This is a genomic window from Rhizobium sp. AN5 (assembly GCF_900215255.1).
Lineage (GTDB): Bacteria > Pseudomonadota > Alphaproteobacteria > Rhizobiales > Rhizobiaceae > Agrobacterium > Agrobacterium tumefaciens.
Window position 1 is genome coordinate 707,256 of record NZ_OCMJ01000004.1, and the last position, 16,407, is coordinate 723,662.

The 16,407-nt window shown below is 61.2% G+C and carries 12 protein-coding genes; 10 read left to right on the forward strand and 2 right to left on the reverse strand.

Features of this window, described 5'->3' with window-relative positions:
• Positions 1 to 41 precede the first annotated feature (41 nt).
• The 9 genes from CRP02_RS15870 to CRP02_RS15910 all read left to right on the forward strand — a co-directional run bounded on the left by CRP02_RS15870 (position 42) and on the right by CRP02_RS15910 (position 9,627).
• Positions 42 to 470: a hypothetical protein gene (locus CRP02_RS15870; RefSeq protein ID WP_097172801.1), complete on the forward strand. Its 429-nt coding sequence runs from the start codon at positions 42 to 44 to the stop codon at positions 468 to 470.
• Positions 471 to 613: 143 nt separating this feature from the next.
• Complete coding sequence (ccmI, locus tag CRP02_RS15875; protein WP_179784039.1) at positions 614 to 1,768, forward strand: c-type cytochrome biogenesis protein CcmI; 1,155 nt, start codon at positions 614 to 616, stop codon at positions 1,766 to 1,768.
• On the forward strand, positions 1,765 to 2,277 hold the full coding sequence (ccmE, locus tag CRP02_RS15880) for a cytochrome c maturation protein CcmE (protein WP_003512141.1): 513 nt from the start codon (positions 1,765 to 1,767) through the stop codon (positions 2,275 to 2,277). The genes ccmI and ccmE overlap by 4 nt, the downstream gene beginning before the upstream one ends.
• Positions 2,274 to 4,265: a heme lyase CcmF/NrfE family subunit gene (locus CRP02_RS15885; protein ID WP_097171691.1), complete on the forward strand. Its 1,992-nt coding sequence runs from the start codon at positions 2,274 to 2,276 to the stop codon at positions 4,263 to 4,265. Before ccmE ends, CRP02_RS15885 begins: the two co-directional genes overlap by 4 nt.
• 122 nt (positions 4,266 to 4,387) lie before the next feature.
• Positions 4,388 to 4,852 (forward strand): cytochrome c-type biogenesis protein CcmH, encoded by a 465-nt coding sequence (locus tag CRP02_RS15890; protein ID WP_179784155.1) that lies wholly within the window; start codon positions 4,388 to 4,390, stop codon positions 4,850 to 4,852.
• Between the two features lie 156 nt (positions 4,853 to 5,008).
• A complete protein-coding gene (locus CRP02_RS15895) occupies positions 5,009 to 6,562 on the forward strand; it encodes a Do family serine endopeptidase (RefSeq protein ID WP_097171693.1) in 1,554 nt (517 codons plus the stop codon).
• Between the two features lie 270 nt (positions 6,563 to 6,832).
• The gene (locus CRP02_RS15900; protein ID WP_013635754.1) at positions 6,833 to 7,591 is read left to right on the forward strand and encodes a response regulator transcription factor; all 759 of its coding nucleotides are present in this window, start codon (positions 6,833 to 6,835) and stop codon (positions 7,589 to 7,591) included.
• 9 nt (positions 7,592 to 7,600) lie between these two features.
• Positions 7,601 to 9,010: a sensor histidine kinase gene (locus CRP02_RS15905; protein ID WP_097172802.1), complete on the forward strand. Its 1,410-nt coding sequence runs from the start codon at positions 7,601 to 7,603 to the stop codon at positions 9,008 to 9,010.
• Between the two features lie 191 nt (positions 9,011 to 9,201).
• Positions 9,202 to 9,627 (forward strand): thiol-disulfide oxidoreductase DCC family protein, encoded by a 426-nt coding sequence (locus tag CRP02_RS15910; protein ID WP_097171694.1) that lies wholly within the window; start codon positions 9,202 to 9,204, stop codon positions 9,625 to 9,627.
• A gap of 113 nt (positions 9,628 to 9,740) precedes the next feature.
• Here the strand turns inward: CRP02_RS15910 and CRP02_RS15915 are convergent, their stop codons facing one another.
• Positions 9,741 to 10,604, reverse strand: a complete 864-nt coding sequence (locus tag CRP02_RS15915) for a MipA/OmpV family protein (RefSeq protein ID WP_174001568.1) — start codon at positions 10,602 to 10,604, stop codon at positions 9,741 to 9,743.
• A gap of 323 nt (positions 10,605 to 10,927) precedes the next feature.
• On the opposite strand from CRP02_RS15915, the gene CRP02_RS15920 reads away from it, so the two are divergent.
• A complete protein-coding gene (locus tag CRP02_RS15920) occupies positions 10,928 to 13,897 on the forward strand; it encodes a bifunctional [glutamine synthetase] adenylyltransferase/[glutamine synthetase]-adenylyl-L-tyrosine phosphorylase (RefSeq protein ID WP_097171695.1) in 2,970 nt (989 codons plus the stop codon).
• A 62-nt stretch (positions 13,898 to 13,959) separates the two neighbouring features.
• Here the strand turns inward: CRP02_RS15920 and CRP02_RS15925 are convergent, their stop codons facing one another.
• Positions 13,960 to 16,296 carry a PAS domain-containing sensor histidine kinase gene (locus tag CRP02_RS15925; protein WP_019564062.1) on the reverse strand — a complete coding sequence of 779 codons (2,337 nt, stop codon included), beginning with the start codon at positions 16,294 to 16,296 and terminating at the stop codon, positions 13,960 to 13,962.
• Positions 16,297 to 16,407 lie beyond the last annotated feature (111 nt).

The following is a 16,407-nucleotide window of genomic DNA, read 5'->3' on the forward strand; positions in this document are numbered from 1 at the left end:
AGGGTTTGGTTGACGTGTATGATGGCTGCCGCTCCGTGACGATGCGTTCGCTGGTGTCACGCCCGGCACTTCTCTCGATCCTGTGCGTATCGATGCTGAGCGCCTGCACCACCACGGGCACCCGCTCGGCCGGTGGCAGCCTGTTCGGCGGTTCGGCACAACCTTCGACGCCGTTCCTTGCCAACATGCAGGGCGGCATTGTCGGGCGAAGCGGTCTGGATCTCGAAAAGGGCGACCGCACCAAAGCGCTGGAGGCCGAATATCGCGCACTGGAAACCGCCCCGGTCGGTACGCCGGTGACATGGACCGGCGAAGATGCCAGCGGCCAGGTGGTTGCCAATGCGCCCTATCAGGTGGGCAACCAGAATTGCCGGCAATATTCCCACACGCTGACTGTCGATGAAAAGGAAACCCGGGTACGCGGTGCAGCCTGCCGCAATGCCGATGGCAGCTGGTCTCCTTTGACGTAAATCAAGGTCATGGACCTTTCCGAGTGACAGGAAGGGCTATAGCGGTGCAGCTGGACGCCGGGCGGTGCGGCGTGATGTCTCAAATTCGCGTCATCTCCGCGCTTCATGTTTCCATGTGCCGTGCATTCGAGTAATTGAGCCTTATGTTCTGGATTGTCGTTGCGATATTGACGGCGGCTGTCGCCATCGTCCTGATGTACCCGCTGATGCGGAAGACCGAAGTGTCGCAGACGCGCCGCGACGGCGAGGTTGCAGTCTATCGCGACCAGCTTGCCGAACTGGACCGCGAGCGTGCAGCCGGCCTGATCGGCGATACGGAGGCCGAATATGCCCGCGCCGAAATCGGCCGCCGGCTGCTTGCCGCAGCCGATACCCGTCAAGACGCTGAAAGCAGCGCCCGACCGCTGCGGCACAATCTCGCCGTAACCCTGATTACCGTTTTGCTGCCCGCACTTGGCCTCTGTCTTTACATCTGGAAGGGAAGTCCGGAAGTGCCGGACATGCCGCTCGAGGCACGTCTGGAGCAACCCGGCAACGATATGAACCTTCTGGTCGCCCGGGCCCAGCGGCATCTGGCCGAAAACCCCGACGACGGTGCAGGCTGGGATATTCTGGCGCCGATCTATTTCAAGACGATGCGGCTTGGCGATGCCGAGCTTGCCTATCGCAACGCGCTTCGTCTGCAAGGGCCGAGCCCGGAACGGCTGACGGGACTTGGCGAAACGCTGGTGGCGAGCAATGACGGCATCGTCATCGAGGCTGCGCGTGACGCCTTTGCCGAGGCCGAACGGCTGAAGCCCGGCAATCCACGTGCCCGCTTTTATCTGGCGCTGTCACTGGAGCAGGCGGGCAAGGCGCAGGAGGCGCGTGCGGCCTTTGCAGCACTGGCGGCGGATGCACCCGCCGGTGCGCCATGGTTGCCGCTGGTGCGGGAACATATCGCCAGAACCGGCGGCGAGGTAGCGCCCGGCCCGACCGCAGGCGACGTGGCAGCGGCGAAAGACATGACGCCCGCCGACCGGCAGGCAATGATCGAGGGCATGGTGGCGAGTCTCGACGCCAAGCTCAAGGAAAATCCCGGTGATTTCGAAGGCTGGATGCGCCTCGTGCGCGCCTATTCCGTCTTGAACAATGCAGCGAAGGCGGGCGAGGCACTGAGAGCCGGTTTGCAGGTTTTCCCGCCTGAGGGCGAAGAGGGTAAGCAGCTACTGGCGCTGGCGAAGGAATTGGGAGTTTCCGCCGGACCTGTTCGCATGGATGGGCAAGGGCGCGCGATGCCGCAGGGAGTGACGCAATGACCCGCAAACAGAAACGGCTCGCAATCATCGGCGGCGGCATGAGCTTCATCGTCGCGGCCGTGCTGCTCGTCATGTTCGCCTTCGGCCAGTCCATAGCCTATTTCTACATGCCGGCCGATCTGGAGAAGACGCCGGTCAATCCCGGCACCCGCATTCGCCTTGGTGGGCTGGTGGCGGAAGGCTCCGTCAAGCGCGGGGAGGGCCGCACGGTCAGCTTCACGGTGACTGACGGTGAAGCAAACGTGCCCGTCAGCTATACCGGCATTCTGCCCGATCTTTTCCGCGAAGGGCAGGGCGTGGTGACGGAAGGCGTTTTCGATGCCGCCACCCATGGCTTCGTCGCCGACAGCGTTCTGGCCAAGCATGACGAAAACTACATGCCGAAGGAAGTGGCCGACCGGCTGAAAGACAAGGGCCTGTGGCAGAACACCGGAGAGGGTGGGCAACCTTCCGGCGCAGCGCCTTCTCCTGCGGGGGCTTCAGCCGACAAGACCGGAGCGATAAAATGATCAACGAGATCGGCCATTACGTTCTGGTTCTGGCACTCGCCGTGGGGCTGATCGTCTCGACGCTGCCGGTGATCGGCGCGCGCCGCAACGACCGGGCGCTGATGGATATCGCCTCGCTCGGCTCCGTCGTGATGTTCCTGCTCGTGGCCTTGTCCTTTGCGGCGCTGACGCGGGCCTATGCGGTCTCGGATTTCTCCGTGCGCAACGTCTGGGAAAACTCCCATTCGCTGATGCCGATGCTCTACAAGTTGACTGGCGTCTGGGGCAACCATGAAGGCTCCATGCTGTTATGGCTGCTGATACTGGTGTTTTTCAGCGCGCTCGTTGCCGTCTTCGGCCGTAATCTGCCGGAAACGCTGAAAGCCAATGTACTGTCCGTACAGGCCTGGATTTCCGTCGCCTTCCTGCTGTTCATCCTGCTCACCTCCAATCCGTTCATGCGTCTGGAGCGGGTGCCGGCCGAAGGGCAGGACCTGAACCCTATCCTTCAGGACTTCGGCCTCGCTATCCATCCGCCGCTGCTTTATCTCGGTTATGTCGGCTTTTCCGTCTGTTTCTCCTTCGCCGTCGCAGCGCTTCTGGAGGGCCGGATCGATGCGGCCTGGGCGCGCTGGGTAAGGCCGTGGACGCTCGCCGCATGGACCTTCCTGACGGCAGGTATCTCCATGGGATCCTACTGGGCCTATTACGAACTCGGCTGGGGCGGCTGGTGGTTCTGGGATCCGGTTGAAAACGCCTCCTTCATGCCATGGCTAGCGGGCACCGCGCTGCTGCATTCGGCACTCGTCATGGAAAAGCGCGAAGCGCTGAAAATCTGGACCGTGCTTCTGGCGATCATGACCTTTTCGCTGTCGCTGCTCGGCACCTTCCTCGTGCGCTCCGGCGTCTTGACCTCCGTGCACGCCTTCGCCACCGATCCGAGCCGCGGCATCTTCATTCTCGGCATCCTCACCGTGTTCATCGGTGGAGCTTTCGCGCTGTTCGCATGGCGGGCGCCCTCGCTGAAGGTGGGTGGATTGTTTGCGCCGATCTCGCGCGAAGGGGCGCTGGTCCTCAACAATCTGATCCTGACGGTCTCGACCGCGACCGTGCTGATCGGCACGCTCTATCCGCTCATTCTCGAAACGCTGACAGGCGAAAAAATCTCGGTCGGCGCGCCGTTCTTCAACCTCACCTTCGGCCTCCTGATGATCCCGGTCCTGATCGTCACGCCCTTCGGGCCGATGCTCGCCTGGAAACGCGGCGATCTTCTCGGCGCTTTCCAGCGGCTTTATGTGGCGGCCGCCATTGCAGCCCTTGCGGGGCTGACGCTCTGGTACGTGGAAAACGGCGGCCCGGTGCTGGCCGCACTCGGTATCGCAGCCGGTTTCTGGCTGATCTTCGGGGCGCTTGCCGATCTCTGGTATCGGGCCAATTTCGGCAAACTGGCCTTCGGCATCGCTTTTCGGCGCCTCAAGGGCCTGCCGCGTTCGGCCTTCGGCGCCGCACTTGCCCATATGGGGCTTGGCATCACCGTGCTTGGCATCGTCACTGTCACCACCTTCGAGACCGAAACCGTTCTTGAAATGAAGCAGGGCATGGAGGCAAAGGCGGGCGGCTACAGTCTCACCTTCGACGGTATTCGCCATGCCGTCGGCCCTAATTTCACCGAGGATCGCGGCCATTTCACCATACGCAAGGCGGGTGTGGAAGTGGCCGACGTCTGGTCCTCCAAACGGCTCTACACCGCACGGCGCATGCCGACCACGGAAGCGGGCATTTTGACCTTCGGCCTCAGCCAGCTCTACGTCTCGCTCGGTGACCCGATGGCGGATGGCGGCATGGTAGTGCGCATCTGGTGGAAACCCTTCATCCTGTGCATCTGGGGCGGCACGTTGTTCATGATGGCCGGCGGTTTGATATCGCTCTCCGACAGACGGTTGAGGGTGGGCGCACCGAGCCGCAAGGCGAAGCCCGTGCGGGCTGCAATGCCGGAGGCGGCGGAATGAGTGGCGAACTCTCCTCATTCCTGTGCTTGTCACAGGAATCCAGTCGACGCGCGTCTGCGCGGCTGGAGAGCCTTTTCAGCCCAAGGACTTGGGCTGGCTGGATTCCTGTGACAAGCACAGGAATTAGGGAGGTTGTGGCGGGGCTCACGCTCCTTCTCGTCCTCATGTTTACGTCATGGCCGGCCTTCGCGTTCAATCCCGACGAAGTCCTCAAAGACCCGGTGCTGGAACGGCGCGCCCGCAATCTCACGTCTCAACTGCGCTGCATGGTCTGTCAGAACCAGTCGATCGATGACAGCAATGCCGAACTGGCGCGGGACCTGCGCGTTCTGGTGCGGGACAGGCTGGTGGCAGGCGATAGCGATCAGGCTGTAGTCGATTACGTTGTGTCTCGTTATGGCGAATTCGTGCTGCTGAAACCGCGTTTCAGCCTGCGCACCGCACTTTTGTGGGGCGCGCCCATCGTTCTGGCGCTTGCGGGAATATTCGCCATCCTCGTTTTTTCGCGTCGGCGCGCCACCCAGGAGCGGCCGGAAAAACTGAGCGCGGACGAAGAAGAGAGAATTCGTAATCTCATTGAAAAATAACCGATTTTCATATCCATCCTCGGTTCTTTTTCAACATTACGGTTTTTTCATTCGTCAGACACTTCGCTGTAAGGTGTCGCCTCCTATATCTTCATCATCCACCGCTTCTCCCCCGGTCAAACGGGTTCCAGTCTGAATGAAGAAAGAAGGTACACCATGTCTCACTCGCAAAACGGACGCTCCTCGCTGAAGACGGTTCTGAAGGCAACGACCGTTGGCGGTCTTGCCGCGCTGATGCTTTCCACAGGCATCGCCGCACCGATCGTTCATTCCTTTGCCGCTCCGGTCGAGGTGACTGCGCCGCAGGTTCCGAGCTTCGCCAATGTGGTCGAGGCGGTTTCGCCCGCCGTCGTCTCCGTTCGCGTCCAGTCGAACGTTCAGCCCGCTTCCGATGATTCCAGCAACTTTTCCTTCAATTTCGGCGGCCGTGGTCTCGACCAGCTGCCGGACGACCATCCCCTGAAGCGCTTCTTCAAGGAATTCGGCGGCCCCAACCAGGACCGTTCCGACCGTGGTCCGAACCGTCACCGTGACGGCAAGGGTCCGCTGCGCCCCGTCGCTCAAGGATCCGGCTTCTTCATCTCCGAAGACGGTTATGTCGTCACCAACAACCACGTTGTCGATGACGGCTCCGCCTACACGGTGGTGATGAATGATGGTACCGAACTCGAAGCCAAGCTCGTTGGCCGTGATCCGCGTACCGATCTGGCGCTGCTGAAGGTCGATGTGAACCGCAAGTTCACCTATGTGCAGTTTGCCGATGACAGCAAGATCCGCGTCGGTGACTGGGTCGTAGCCGTCGGTAACCCCTTCGGCCTCGGCGGCACGGTAACCTCGGGCATCGTTTCCGCCCGTGGCCGCGATATCGGCTCCGGCCCCTATGACGATTACCTGCAGATCGACGCCGCCGTGAACCGCGGCAACTCCGGTGGTCCCGCCTTCAATCTCAACGGTGAAGTCGTTGGCATCAACACCGCGATCTTCTCGCCCTCCGGCGGCAATGTCGGTATTGCTTTCGCCATCCCGTCGTCCGTTGCCAAGGACGTGATCGCTGACCTGCAAAAGGACGGCAAGGTCGAACGCGGCTGGCTCGGTGTGCAGATCCAGCCCGTCAGCAAGGACATTGCCGAGTCGCTTGGTCTTGCCGAAGCGAAGGGCGCGCTCGTCGTCTCGCCGCAGTCCGGTTCGCCGGGCGACAAGGCTGGCATCAAGCAGGGTGACATCATCACTGCCGTCAATGGCGACCCGGTCAAGGATGCCCGCGATCTGTCGCGCCGCATCGGCAGCATGACGCCAAACAGCAAGGTTGAAATCTCGCTCTGGCGCGGCGGCAAGTCGCAGTCGGTCACCGTGACGCTTGGCGATCTCGCAAGCGACGATGCCTCCAAGGCAACGCCGGGCCAGGAAAACGACAGTGGCAGCAAGCCTTCCAGCGCAAAGGTGTTGTCGAGCCTCGGCCTGACGGTTACGCCCGCTGACGACGGCAACGGCCTTGCAATCACCGATGTCGATCCGGACAGCGACGCCGCTGCCCGTGGCCTGAAGACGGGTGAGAAGATCACCTCCGTCAACAACCAGCAAGTGGCTTCCGCCGCCGATATCGAGAAGGTTCTCGAGCAGGCGAAGAAGGACGGACGCTCCAAGGCGCTGTTCCAGATCCAGACGGACAGCGGCAGCCGCTTCATCGCACTGGATATCGACCAGGGTTGATAATCTGAGATGCGACGTCGGTTCTTTTTTGAGCCGGCGTCGCTCGGGACTGTGTCTCACCTTGAGGGCGGGACAGAGTATGTGGAACGCGCGTGCCGCTTGTTTCTTCTCCGCTAGGGAGGAGAAGGTCGCGGCAGCGGGATCAAGGGCAAGGCCAGCGATAGACCGCGCCCTTGCCCCCTCATCCGACCCTTCGGGCCACCTTCCCCCCGGCGGGGAGAAGACAAGGACCCACAAAGCCGGTCCAGTCAGCACCGAGGAGGAAATCTCATGGAAAACAAGGTTCAGGAAATGTCTGTCGCATCTGTTTCCGGTTGTGCGGAAAAGGGCGAGGGCGCTATTGTCCCGCACATGAAGATTCTTGTTATTGAAGACGATCTCGAGGCTGCGGCCTATATGACCAAGGCGTTCCGGGAAGTCGGTATCGTTGCCGACCACGCGAGCGATGGTGAAAGCGGCCTGTTCATGGGCTGCGAGAATTCCTATGACGTGATGGTGATCGACCGCATGCTGCCGCGCCGCGACGGACTTTCCGTCATCAGCGAGCTGCGCCGGCGCGGCATCGAGACGCCGGTTCTCATTCTTTCGGCGCTTGGGCAGGTGGACGACCGCGTGACCGGCCTGCGTGCCGGCGGCGATGATTATCTGCCCAAACCCTATGCCTTTTCCGAACTTCTCGCACGCATCGAAGTGCTGGGCCGCCGCAAGGGCAAACCCGAACAGGACATGGTCTACCGTGTCGGCGATCTCGAACTTGACCGGCTGTCCCACGATGTCCGGCGCGGCGGCAAGGAAATCCTGTTGCAGCCTCGTGAGTTCCGCCTGCTGGAATATCTCATGAAGAATGCCGGCCAGGTGGTGACCCGCACCATGCTTCTGGAAAACGTCTGGGATTATCATTTCGACCCGCAGACCAATGTCATCGACGTGCATGTGTCCCGCCTTCGTTCGAAGATCGAAAAGGACTTCGAAAAGCCGCTGCTGAAGACCATTCGCGGCGCGGGTTACATGATGAAGGACGAGGGCTGATTGGCGAAAATGGTCCGCCTCAGAATATTGTTCCGGTCAACAGCGGTGCGCCTTTCGGCGCTTTATATCCTGCTGTTTGCGCTCTGCGCCGCCTTTCTGGTCTTTTATGTCACCGCCCTTTCCGAACGGCTGCTCAACCAGCAGACGCGTGACGCGGTGCTGCAGGAAGTGTCGGATGTGCAGCGCATCTACAATCGCGGCGGCATCAACCCGCTGTTGCGGATGATGGAGCGCCGTGCCCGCCAGCCGGGGGCGAGCCTTTACATCATCGCCGGCCCCAATGGCGAAATTCTTGCAGGCAACGTCGCTTCCGTGCAGCCCGGCGTGTTTGACAAGGAGGGCTGGACGGGTTTCCCCTTCCGTTACGAACGTTATTCCGAAAGCGGCGACAGCGTGCAGCATATGGCGACCGCCAATGTCTTCATGCTGGACAATGGCCTGCGCATCCTGATCGGCCGCGATCTCGGCGAACCCACCAAATTCCGGGCGCTGGTGCGCAATGCGCTGATGGTGGCGCTTGCCATCATGAGCGCCGGTGCGCTGCTCATCTGGTTCGGCATCGGCCGCAATGCCTTGAAACGCATCGACCGCATGTCGGCGGCGACCAAGAAGATCATGGCCGGTGATCTTTCGCAGCGCCTGCCGCAGGGCCGCTCCGGCGACGAGTTCGACCGGCTGTCCGGCTCGCTCAACGCCATGCTCGGCCGTATCGAAAAGCTGAACGAGGGCTTGCGGCAGGTGTCCGACAACATTGCCCATGACCTCAAGACACCGCTGACGCGGCTGCGCAACAAGGCGGCCGCCGCTTTGGATGACGACGACGAGACGAAACGGCGCGCGGCACTCGAAGGCATCATTGCCGAATCCGACCAGTTGATCCGCACCTTCAATGCGTTGTTGATGATTTCCCGCGTCGAGGCGGGTTCCATCGCCGCCGAAATGACCGATGTGGACATGTCGGCAATCGCCGCCGACAGCGCCGAACTTTACGAACCGGTGGCCGAGGACGCGGGACTTACGCTTGAGGCTGAGATCGAACCCGGTCTTTCGGTGCAGGGCAACCGTGAGCTGATCGGCCAGGCGCTTTCAAACCTCATCGACAACGCCATGAAATATGCCTGCGAATGCGAGGGCGACAAAAAACTCGTCGTGCGTCTGGTGAGCGAACCGGACGCCATCGTGCTTTCCGTCTCCGACAATGGCCCCGGCATCCCCGCCGACAAGCGCGGCGAGGTGCTGAAACGTTTCGTGCGGCTGGACGAAAGCCGCTCCAAACCCGGCACGGGGCTCGGCCTGTCGCTGGTGGAGGCCGTGATGGAATTGCACGGCGGATCGCTCGCGCTGTCGGACACCGACACTACAAATTCCGTCTGCCCGGGCCTGACCGTCTCGATGATCTTTCCCGTTTCGACCTCGTAAGCCGCGCTGTCCAACGCCGCCGACACCAGCACCGGTTGGTCACTGCTATTTGTGCGGAAATTCGTTCACCGTCGAGAAATAATCGTCTCTCGAGATTGAATTGAAAGATGATCGGAAGAATATCTTATAAGGTTCTACAGCTGCACTTTATTGGGGGATCGCATCGCGATCGGCAAAAGGACTTATAACGGATGGCAAACATGGCTCCCTTGGTCGGCGACCACCATGGCCCGATCATTCTGTTCGATGCCGAATGTGTGCTGTGCTCCGTGAATGCGCAATTCGTACTGCGGCATGACAAGGCCGGATATTTCCGGCTGGCCTCCATGCAGGGAGCCGCCGGCACGGAAATCTACCGGCGGCACGGAATGGACCCCAAAAATCCGGTCAGCCTGCTCGTCGTGGATGGCGACAGGGTGCGACAGGATAGCGACGGCGTTCTTGCTATCTATGAGGCGCTTGGCATGCCCTGGCGGCTGCTTGGCATGTTGCGCATAATTCCCGAATTTCTGCGCGATCCCGTCTATCGTTTTGTCGCCCGCAATCGCTACCGTTGGTTCGGAAAACGTGAGCAATGCTGGGTGGCACCGCCGGAATACAGGGACAGGATTCTCTGAACTTAGCGACGATCCTCCGCCCAGGGCAGGCGACAACTTCACGCGGCGGGACAGAAACGTCACGGCGTTGCGGAGATGGTTACGCATCCCCGCAACGCCACGTCGCCATCGGCTCAGAACGTATAAGCCACGCCAATCATCGCGAAGGGCTGGATGTCCTTTTTGGAGAGCGGGCTTTCCTTGGCATCGCCCAGCAGGAAGCCAACACCGCCGGCGCCGGTGATCGACCAGTTCTCGGTCATAAGGTAAGTGAGGGAGGCGCTGGCGTCGATGCGCTTGAAGCCTGCCTTGGCGTCATAGCGGCGCAGGCCGGAACGGGCGGATTGGGCTGAGGTGACGCCGAAATAGGATTTCATGTGCTTGTCGTCCGCCCAGGTGGCGGAGAGGTCCGCGCCAAGGATGAACTGGTCGACTTTGTGCGAAACGCTGGCGCCGACGGTTGCGGTCAACCCTTCGCTGCCGCTGATGGTCTTGTCCACCTTCGCATAGACCTCGAAGGGATCGATGCCATAAGCGATAACACCGCCGACCACGCCGCCCGCCTTGATGTCACCCATTCCGCGAAGATTTTTCTTGTCGTCCTTTTCCTTGCGCCCGGCTTCCCAGCCGCCCTTGACGCCCAGTCTGAAGCCGTTGCTGTTCAGCAGGTTGACGGTGACGCCGCTGAAATCGATGCTCAGCGTATCTCCATACTCAACGGAAACCAGGGGAACCGCGCCTGCTTCCAGCTTGTCCGAGCCCTCATATTTGGGAGCGTAGGCAGCACCCACGCCAAGTGTGATTTTCCACTCGCTGGAACTGCTGTAGCGGGCATTGTCGAAATTGCCCTGCGGTTCGGCGAGCCTGTCCGATTTACCGAGATCGGCGGCGAGGACGGGCGTGCAGACGGCCTGCGCCAGGGGCAGCGCGGTCAGGCACAACGCCATCGCACGCAGGTTCTTTTGCCATTTCACTGTAAAAATCTGTTTCATGATCATATCCGTTGCAGCATCAAGCGTTGCAAAACCTGGGAGTCGGGTTTCGTTGAGGAGGACGCTACGTGGGCATAATTGCGGAGACATTACGCGAGATTGCCGGCCACGACTGAAATGGCGCTTCTGCAGGCCGGGCCTCGGAAAAGATCGGCAAAAGCGGTTTTCCTGATCGCAAAGCGCCACGCATTTGTTACAACGCGGAGTGTATGCGCCCGGAAGCTTCGACAATGCGTGGCGGCAGGACGATTTTGCGGGAAGCGATCCTTCCTGAGAATCAGGCACGGTCGAAGCGCAAGGATGGGTCGCTCGGGAGAGGGAGAGAGACAGTGACGAAACGGGAAACCGCTGAAAGGCGGCTGAGCGAGGTTCTGCCGGGCGTGATCCGCCCCTATACGCAGACGGAACTGAAATCCGTTCTCTCCACGCTGAAGGATATCGCCAAGGGCGAGCCAGCTGTGGCCGCGCTTCTTGCCGCCGAAAGCCCGCTGAAGGACTTCATCGCTGCGGCTTTCACGCTGTCGCCCTATCTGCGCGACATGGCCGCGGCGGATGAGGGGTTGCTGACGCTGGCTATTTCAAAACCGCTGGAGCCACTGCTGGCCGATCTCGTCCGTGAAGCGCGCGATTGCTGGAAGCCGGGGCAAGAGGGCGGCGTGCCCGTCGAAAACGAGGTGATGTCGCGGCTGAGGATCGCCAAGCGTCGGCTTTCCTTCGTCGTAGCGCTTGCCGATCTGGCGCGCATCTTCACTGCCCGCGATACCACGCGCTGGCTGAGCGACATGGCGGATGCATCGCTTTCCGCTGCCATCGACCACCTGCTGCTTGTCGGCCATGAGACCGGCAAGCTCAAACTGAAGAACGTGGCCGCGCCAAGCGAAGGTTCCGGCCTGATCGTGCTTGGCATGGGCAAGCTCGGCGCTCGCGAACTGAACTATTCCTCGGACATCGACGCGGTGGTGTTCTTCGAACCCTCGGCGGGCATTATCGACGATCCCTATGCTGCGACAGAGAATTTCGGCCGCATGATGCGCCGCCTCGTGCGTATCATGCAGGAGCGCACGGCAGACGGTTACGTCTTCCGCACCGATTTGAGGCTCCGGCCAGACCCCGGCTCGACGCCGCTCGCCATACCCGTGGAAGCGGCGCTGCTTTATTACGAGGGCAGGGGCCAGAACTGGGAACGCGCCGCCTATATCAAGGCGCGGCCGGTGGCGGGCGATCTGAAGGCCGGCGACAATTTCCTGCGCGAACTGACACCTTTCATCTTCCGCAAATATCTCGATTATGCGGCGATTGCCGATATTCACTCCATCAAGCGGCAGATCCATGCGCATAAGGGCCATGGCGCGATTGCGGTTAAGGGCCATAACGTCAAGCTCGGACGCGGCGGCATTCGCGAGATCGAGTTCTTCGCGCAGACGCAGCAGCTGATCGCCGGCGGCCGTATGCCGGCGCTCAGGGTCCGCGCGACGCAGGAGGCGCTGGCGGCGCTCACCGAAGCGAAATGGATCGATGCCGAAACGCGTGACAGCCTGACTGAAGCCTACTGGTTCCTGCGCGAAGTGGAACACCGCATTCAGATGGTGCGCGACGAGCAGACCCACGTGCTGCCCGACACCGAAACCGAACTGAAGCGCATCGCCTTCATGCTCGGTTTTGAAGATACCAAGGCGTTTTCCGAGAAGCTGGAAAAGGTGCTGCGGCTGGTGGAGCGCCGTTATTCGGCGCTGTTCGAACAGGAGACGAAACTCTCCGGTGAGGCCGGTAATCTGGTCTTCACTGGCCAGAAGGACGATCCCGATACGCTGAAAACCCTCTCAGCACTTGGTTTTCAGCGGCCGGAGGATATTTCCCGCGTCATCCGCACCTGGCACAATGGCCGATACCGGGCAACGCAATCGGTCGAGGCGCGCGAGCGGCTGACGGAGCTGACGCCGGATCTGCTGCGCTCCTTTGGCGAAAGCAAGCGGGCGGATGAGGCGCTGCTGCGCTTTGATAATTTCCTCTCCGGGCTACCGGCGGGCATCCAGCTCTTCTCGCTGCTCGGCAACAATCAGGCGCTGCTGTCGCTGCTGGTGACGATCATGTCGTCGGCCCCGCGCCTTGCGGAAATCATCGCCGCCCGCCCGCATGTTTTTGACGGCATGCTGGACCCGGCGCTGATGAGCGACGTGCCGACGCGCGAATATCTCGCCCAGCGCATGGGCAATTTCCTCTCCAATGCCCGCCATTACGAGGACATTCTCGACCGGCTCCGTATTTTTGCCGCCGAGCAGCGCTTTCTCATCGGCGTGCGACTGTTGACAGGCGCGATCCGTGGCGAGATCGCCGCCCGCGCCTTCACCCATCTTGCCGACCTGGTAATTGAAGCGGCCCTGAATGCCGTTCTCTCGGAGATGGAGACGGTGCATGGGCCATATACGGGCGGGCGCGTGGCCGTGATGGGCATGGGCAAGCTCGGCTCCTTCGAGCTGACCGCGGGTTCGGATGTCGACCTCATCCTCCTCTACGATTACGACGACGCCGCCCATGAATCGACCGGCGCAAAACCGCTCGATGTGGTGCGTTATTTCACTCGCGTCACCCAAAGGCTGATTGCCGCGCTGTCGGCGCCCACGGCCGAAGGCGTGCTTTACGAGGTGGACATGCGGCTTCGCCCCTCCGGCAACAAGGGGCCGGTGGCGACGCGCATTTCCGCCTTTGAAAAATACCAGCGCGAGGAAGCCTGGACCTGGGAACATATGGCGCTTTCCCGCGCTCGCCTGATCTGTGGCGAAGCCTCGCTGATGGAAGATGCGCGCGGCATCATCGCCTCGGTACTCTCCCAGAAACGGGATGTGGCGAAAGTCTCAGCCGATGTGCTGGAAATGCGAAGCCTCATCGAACAGGAAAAGCCGCCGGAAAACATCTGGGACTTCAAGCTCATCAATGGTGGGCTGATCGATCTGGAATTCATCGCCCAATATCTGGCTCTGGTCGGGCCCGCCAGGGGTCTCCAGCCGCACGAACCGGGTCGCAACACGGCAGAGGCATTGCAGGTGCTGGCGGCTCCGGTGATGGAGCAGCAATCTTTCGACGACTGCATGGCGGCGACGGCGCTTTACACCGAGATATCGCAGATCGTGCGGCTGTGCATCGACGGTGCTTTCAATCCGAAGGAAGCGCCTGCCGGTCTTATCGATCTGGTTTGCCGGGCCGGGGATTGCCCGGATATTTCCACGCTGGAGGGCGAGGTGAAGCGGCTGGCGAAGGTTGTCAGGAAGGCGTTTGTGGCAACGGTGAAGAATGGCGGGTGATGGCGGGTATCGCGCGTTCTGCCTTCACTTACTGCAACGCAGCGGGCACACCCCGATATTCCTCAATGCACCGTGCCACAGCACCCTGCCGCGTGCGGGATGATGATCGTCACCACCGTACCTCTGCCTTCGCAGGAGCGGATTTTCATCGTGCCGCCATGCAGCCTGACGAGCGAGCGCGAGATGGCGAGCCCGAGGCCTGAGCCGCCCTGGCTTTTGGCGTATTGGCTCTGCACCTGCTCGAAGGGCTGGCCAATCTTGTCGAGCGCCTCGGCGGGAATGCCGATGCCGGTATCGGCGATGGTGAGGATCATGGCGGCCTGATGCACATGGGTGCGCAGCGCTACGCGGCCGCCATTGCCGGTGAACTTCACAGCATTGGACAGAAGGTTGAGCATGATCTGCTTCATGGCGCGGCGGTCGCCCTGCATCGTCAGCCCGGCGCAGACCTTCTGCTGCACGGTGATGTTCTTCTGTTCCGCCTGGATGGCCGTCAGCCGCAGGGTTTCCTCGATCAGCGGCGCGAGATCGATCGTCTCGCGGTTGATCCGCATATGGCCCGCCTCGATCTTGGACATATCGAGAATGTCGTTGATGACGTTTAGGAGGTGCTTGCCGCTGTCGTGGATATCCCGGGCATATTCGGAATATTTCGGCGAGCCAACCGGGCCGAACATCTCGTTTTGCAGGATGTCGGAAAAGCCGAGAATGGCGTTGAGCGGCGTGCGCAGCTCATGGCTCATATTGGCGAGGAATTCGGACTTTGCGAGGTTTGCCGCCTGGGCGCGCTCTTTTTCGGCGAGATAATTGGCGTTGGCGTCTGAAAGCTCCGTCTTCTGCCGCTCCAGCTTATGCTGCGAGGCGGAAAGATCGCCGATGGTGGCCATCAGCCGGCGTTCGGAGTCGCGCAGGCGCTCCTGATGGCGCTTCAGAAGCGTAATGTCGGTGCCGACGGAGACGAGGCCGCCGTCACGGGTGCGGCGTTCATTGATCTGTAGCCAGCGATCATCGGCAAGCTGCACTTCCGTCATGCGCGAAAGGCCAGACTGATCGGGGTCCGCAACGCGCCGCTCCACGACCGGGCGTGCCGCAGCCGCCTGCACGGCGCTCTTTTCGGTGCCCGCTACCAGAACGCTGTCCGGCAGGCCGTAAGCCTTCTGGTAATGGGTGTTGCACATGACGAGACGGTCGTTCTTGTCCCACAGCACGAAGGCTTCCGAGGTGGATTCGATGGCGTCTGCAAGGCGCTGGTCTGCCTCGGCATAACGTTGCGCAAGGCGGTGCTGCTCGGTCACGTCCATGGCGATGCCGATGACGCGCGGGCCGTTATTGGTGCGGATGACCTGGGCGCGGGCGCGCAGCCAGACATAGTGGCCTTTCGCGTGGCGCATGCGGAAGATCTGGTCGATCTGGCGCAGATCACCGCAGCCGACGGCACGGGCAAGCTCGTAGAGGTTTCCATCTTCGGAATGCATCATGCGCGCCGCATCGGAAAAGGACAGCGGTGCGGCCTTCGGCGGTCTGCCGAGGATTTCGTAGAGCGATCCGGACCAGAACATGCGCCGCGTGGAAAGATCGAAGTCCCACAGGCCGCAGCGGCCACGTGACAGCGCCGTCTCCACCCGCAGGTTCGATTCGGCGAAGATGTCGTCGGCATCGCGGGCGCGTTTGACCTGCATGTAATAGGCGTAGAGCACGACGAGAAGGATCGAGGAGATCCCGGCAAACAGCGTCACGTTCATAGCGATTTCGCTGCGCCAGAAAGAACGGATCGGCTCAAGCGAGCGCGCCGCGATGACCATGCCGCCATCGTCGCCGAAGGGGATCATCGTCGCATAATGCGGCTGGTTGTCGATATTGGTTTCGATGGTGCCGGGGGCACCGGGAAAACGCTGTACAATGGCGATTTCGGGAAGCAAAGCGGGCAGGGAGGTGCCGATATAAAGCGTGGCGCCCTTGCCGGCGCCGGCAAAAATCCGGCCGTTACTGCCCGACAGAAGCACCATGGTGCCATCAGCAAGGCTGCCCGAAGGCAGCGCTGCGGCAAGGCTCGCCTCGGCGCGGGTGCGCTCTTGCGAGGCAAAGACAATACCGTTGTTGATAAGGGCAGCTTTTGCCGTCAGCGCCGTCAGTGCGGTGGAGTGGCGGGCTGCCTCTTCCATGCGGCTATATTCGGCAACGATGCCCAGCATGCGTGACGCCGCGATGACGACGAGAAATGCAAGAATGAGAATGGGAATGAGGCGCTTCAGCAGGGTCTCGACCTGCGGCATCGGGCGGTCGGAGCCGTTCATCAAACCCATCAGGTCGCTGGAAAGCCTTTCGCCCCAGGCCGCAAGATCAGAAAATTTGGCATACGGCCGCTCATCGCCCGCAGTCGCCCGCCGCACGTTCGTCATTGTCCCGCCTTCAAGATATCCCCACTGATTCGAAGCGCCGCCGCTCGAATATGCATAGTGAATCAAATGCGATTCGCTGTGTCCAGAGGCAAAAGTTAAAAGAATTTTAAC

Coding starts and splice junctions, on each gene's coding strand:
- CRP02_RS15870 (WP_097172801.1), top strand. CDS start 42: ATGCGTTCGCTGGTGTCACGCCCGGCACTTCTCTCGATCCTGTGCGTA.
- ccmI (WP_179784039.1), top strand. CDS start 614: ATGTTCTGGATTGTCGTTGCGATATTGACGGCGGCTGTCGCCATCGTC.
- ccmE (WP_003512141.1), top strand. CDS start 1,765: ATGACCCGCAAACAGAAACGGCTCGCAATCATCGGCGGCGGCATGAGC.
- CRP02_RS15885 (WP_097171691.1), top strand. CDS start 2,274: ATGATCAACGAGATCGGCCATTACGTTCTGGTTCTGGCACTCGCCGTG.
- CRP02_RS15895 (WP_097171693.1), top strand. CDS start 5,009: ATGTCTCACTCGCAAAACGGACGCTCCTCGCTGAAGACGGTTCTGAAG.
- CRP02_RS15900 (WP_013635754.1), top strand. CDS start 6,833: ATGGAAAACAAGGTTCAGGAAATGTCTGTCGCATCTGTTTCCGGTTGT.
- CRP02_RS15905 (WP_097172802.1), top strand. CDS start 7,601: ATGGTCCGCCTCAGAATATTGTTCCGGTCAACAGCGGTGCGCCTTTCG.
- CRP02_RS15910 (WP_097171694.1), top strand. CDS start 9,202: ATGGCAAACATGGCTCCCTTGGTCGGCGACCACCATGGCCCGATCATT.
- CRP02_RS15915 (WP_174001568.1), bottom strand. CDS start 10,604: ATGATCATGAAACAGATTTTTACAGTGAAATGGCAAAAGAACCTGCGT.
- CRP02_RS15925 (WP_019564062.1), bottom strand. CDS start 16,296: ATGACGAACGTGCGGCGGGCGACTGCGGGCGATGAGCGGCCGTATGCC.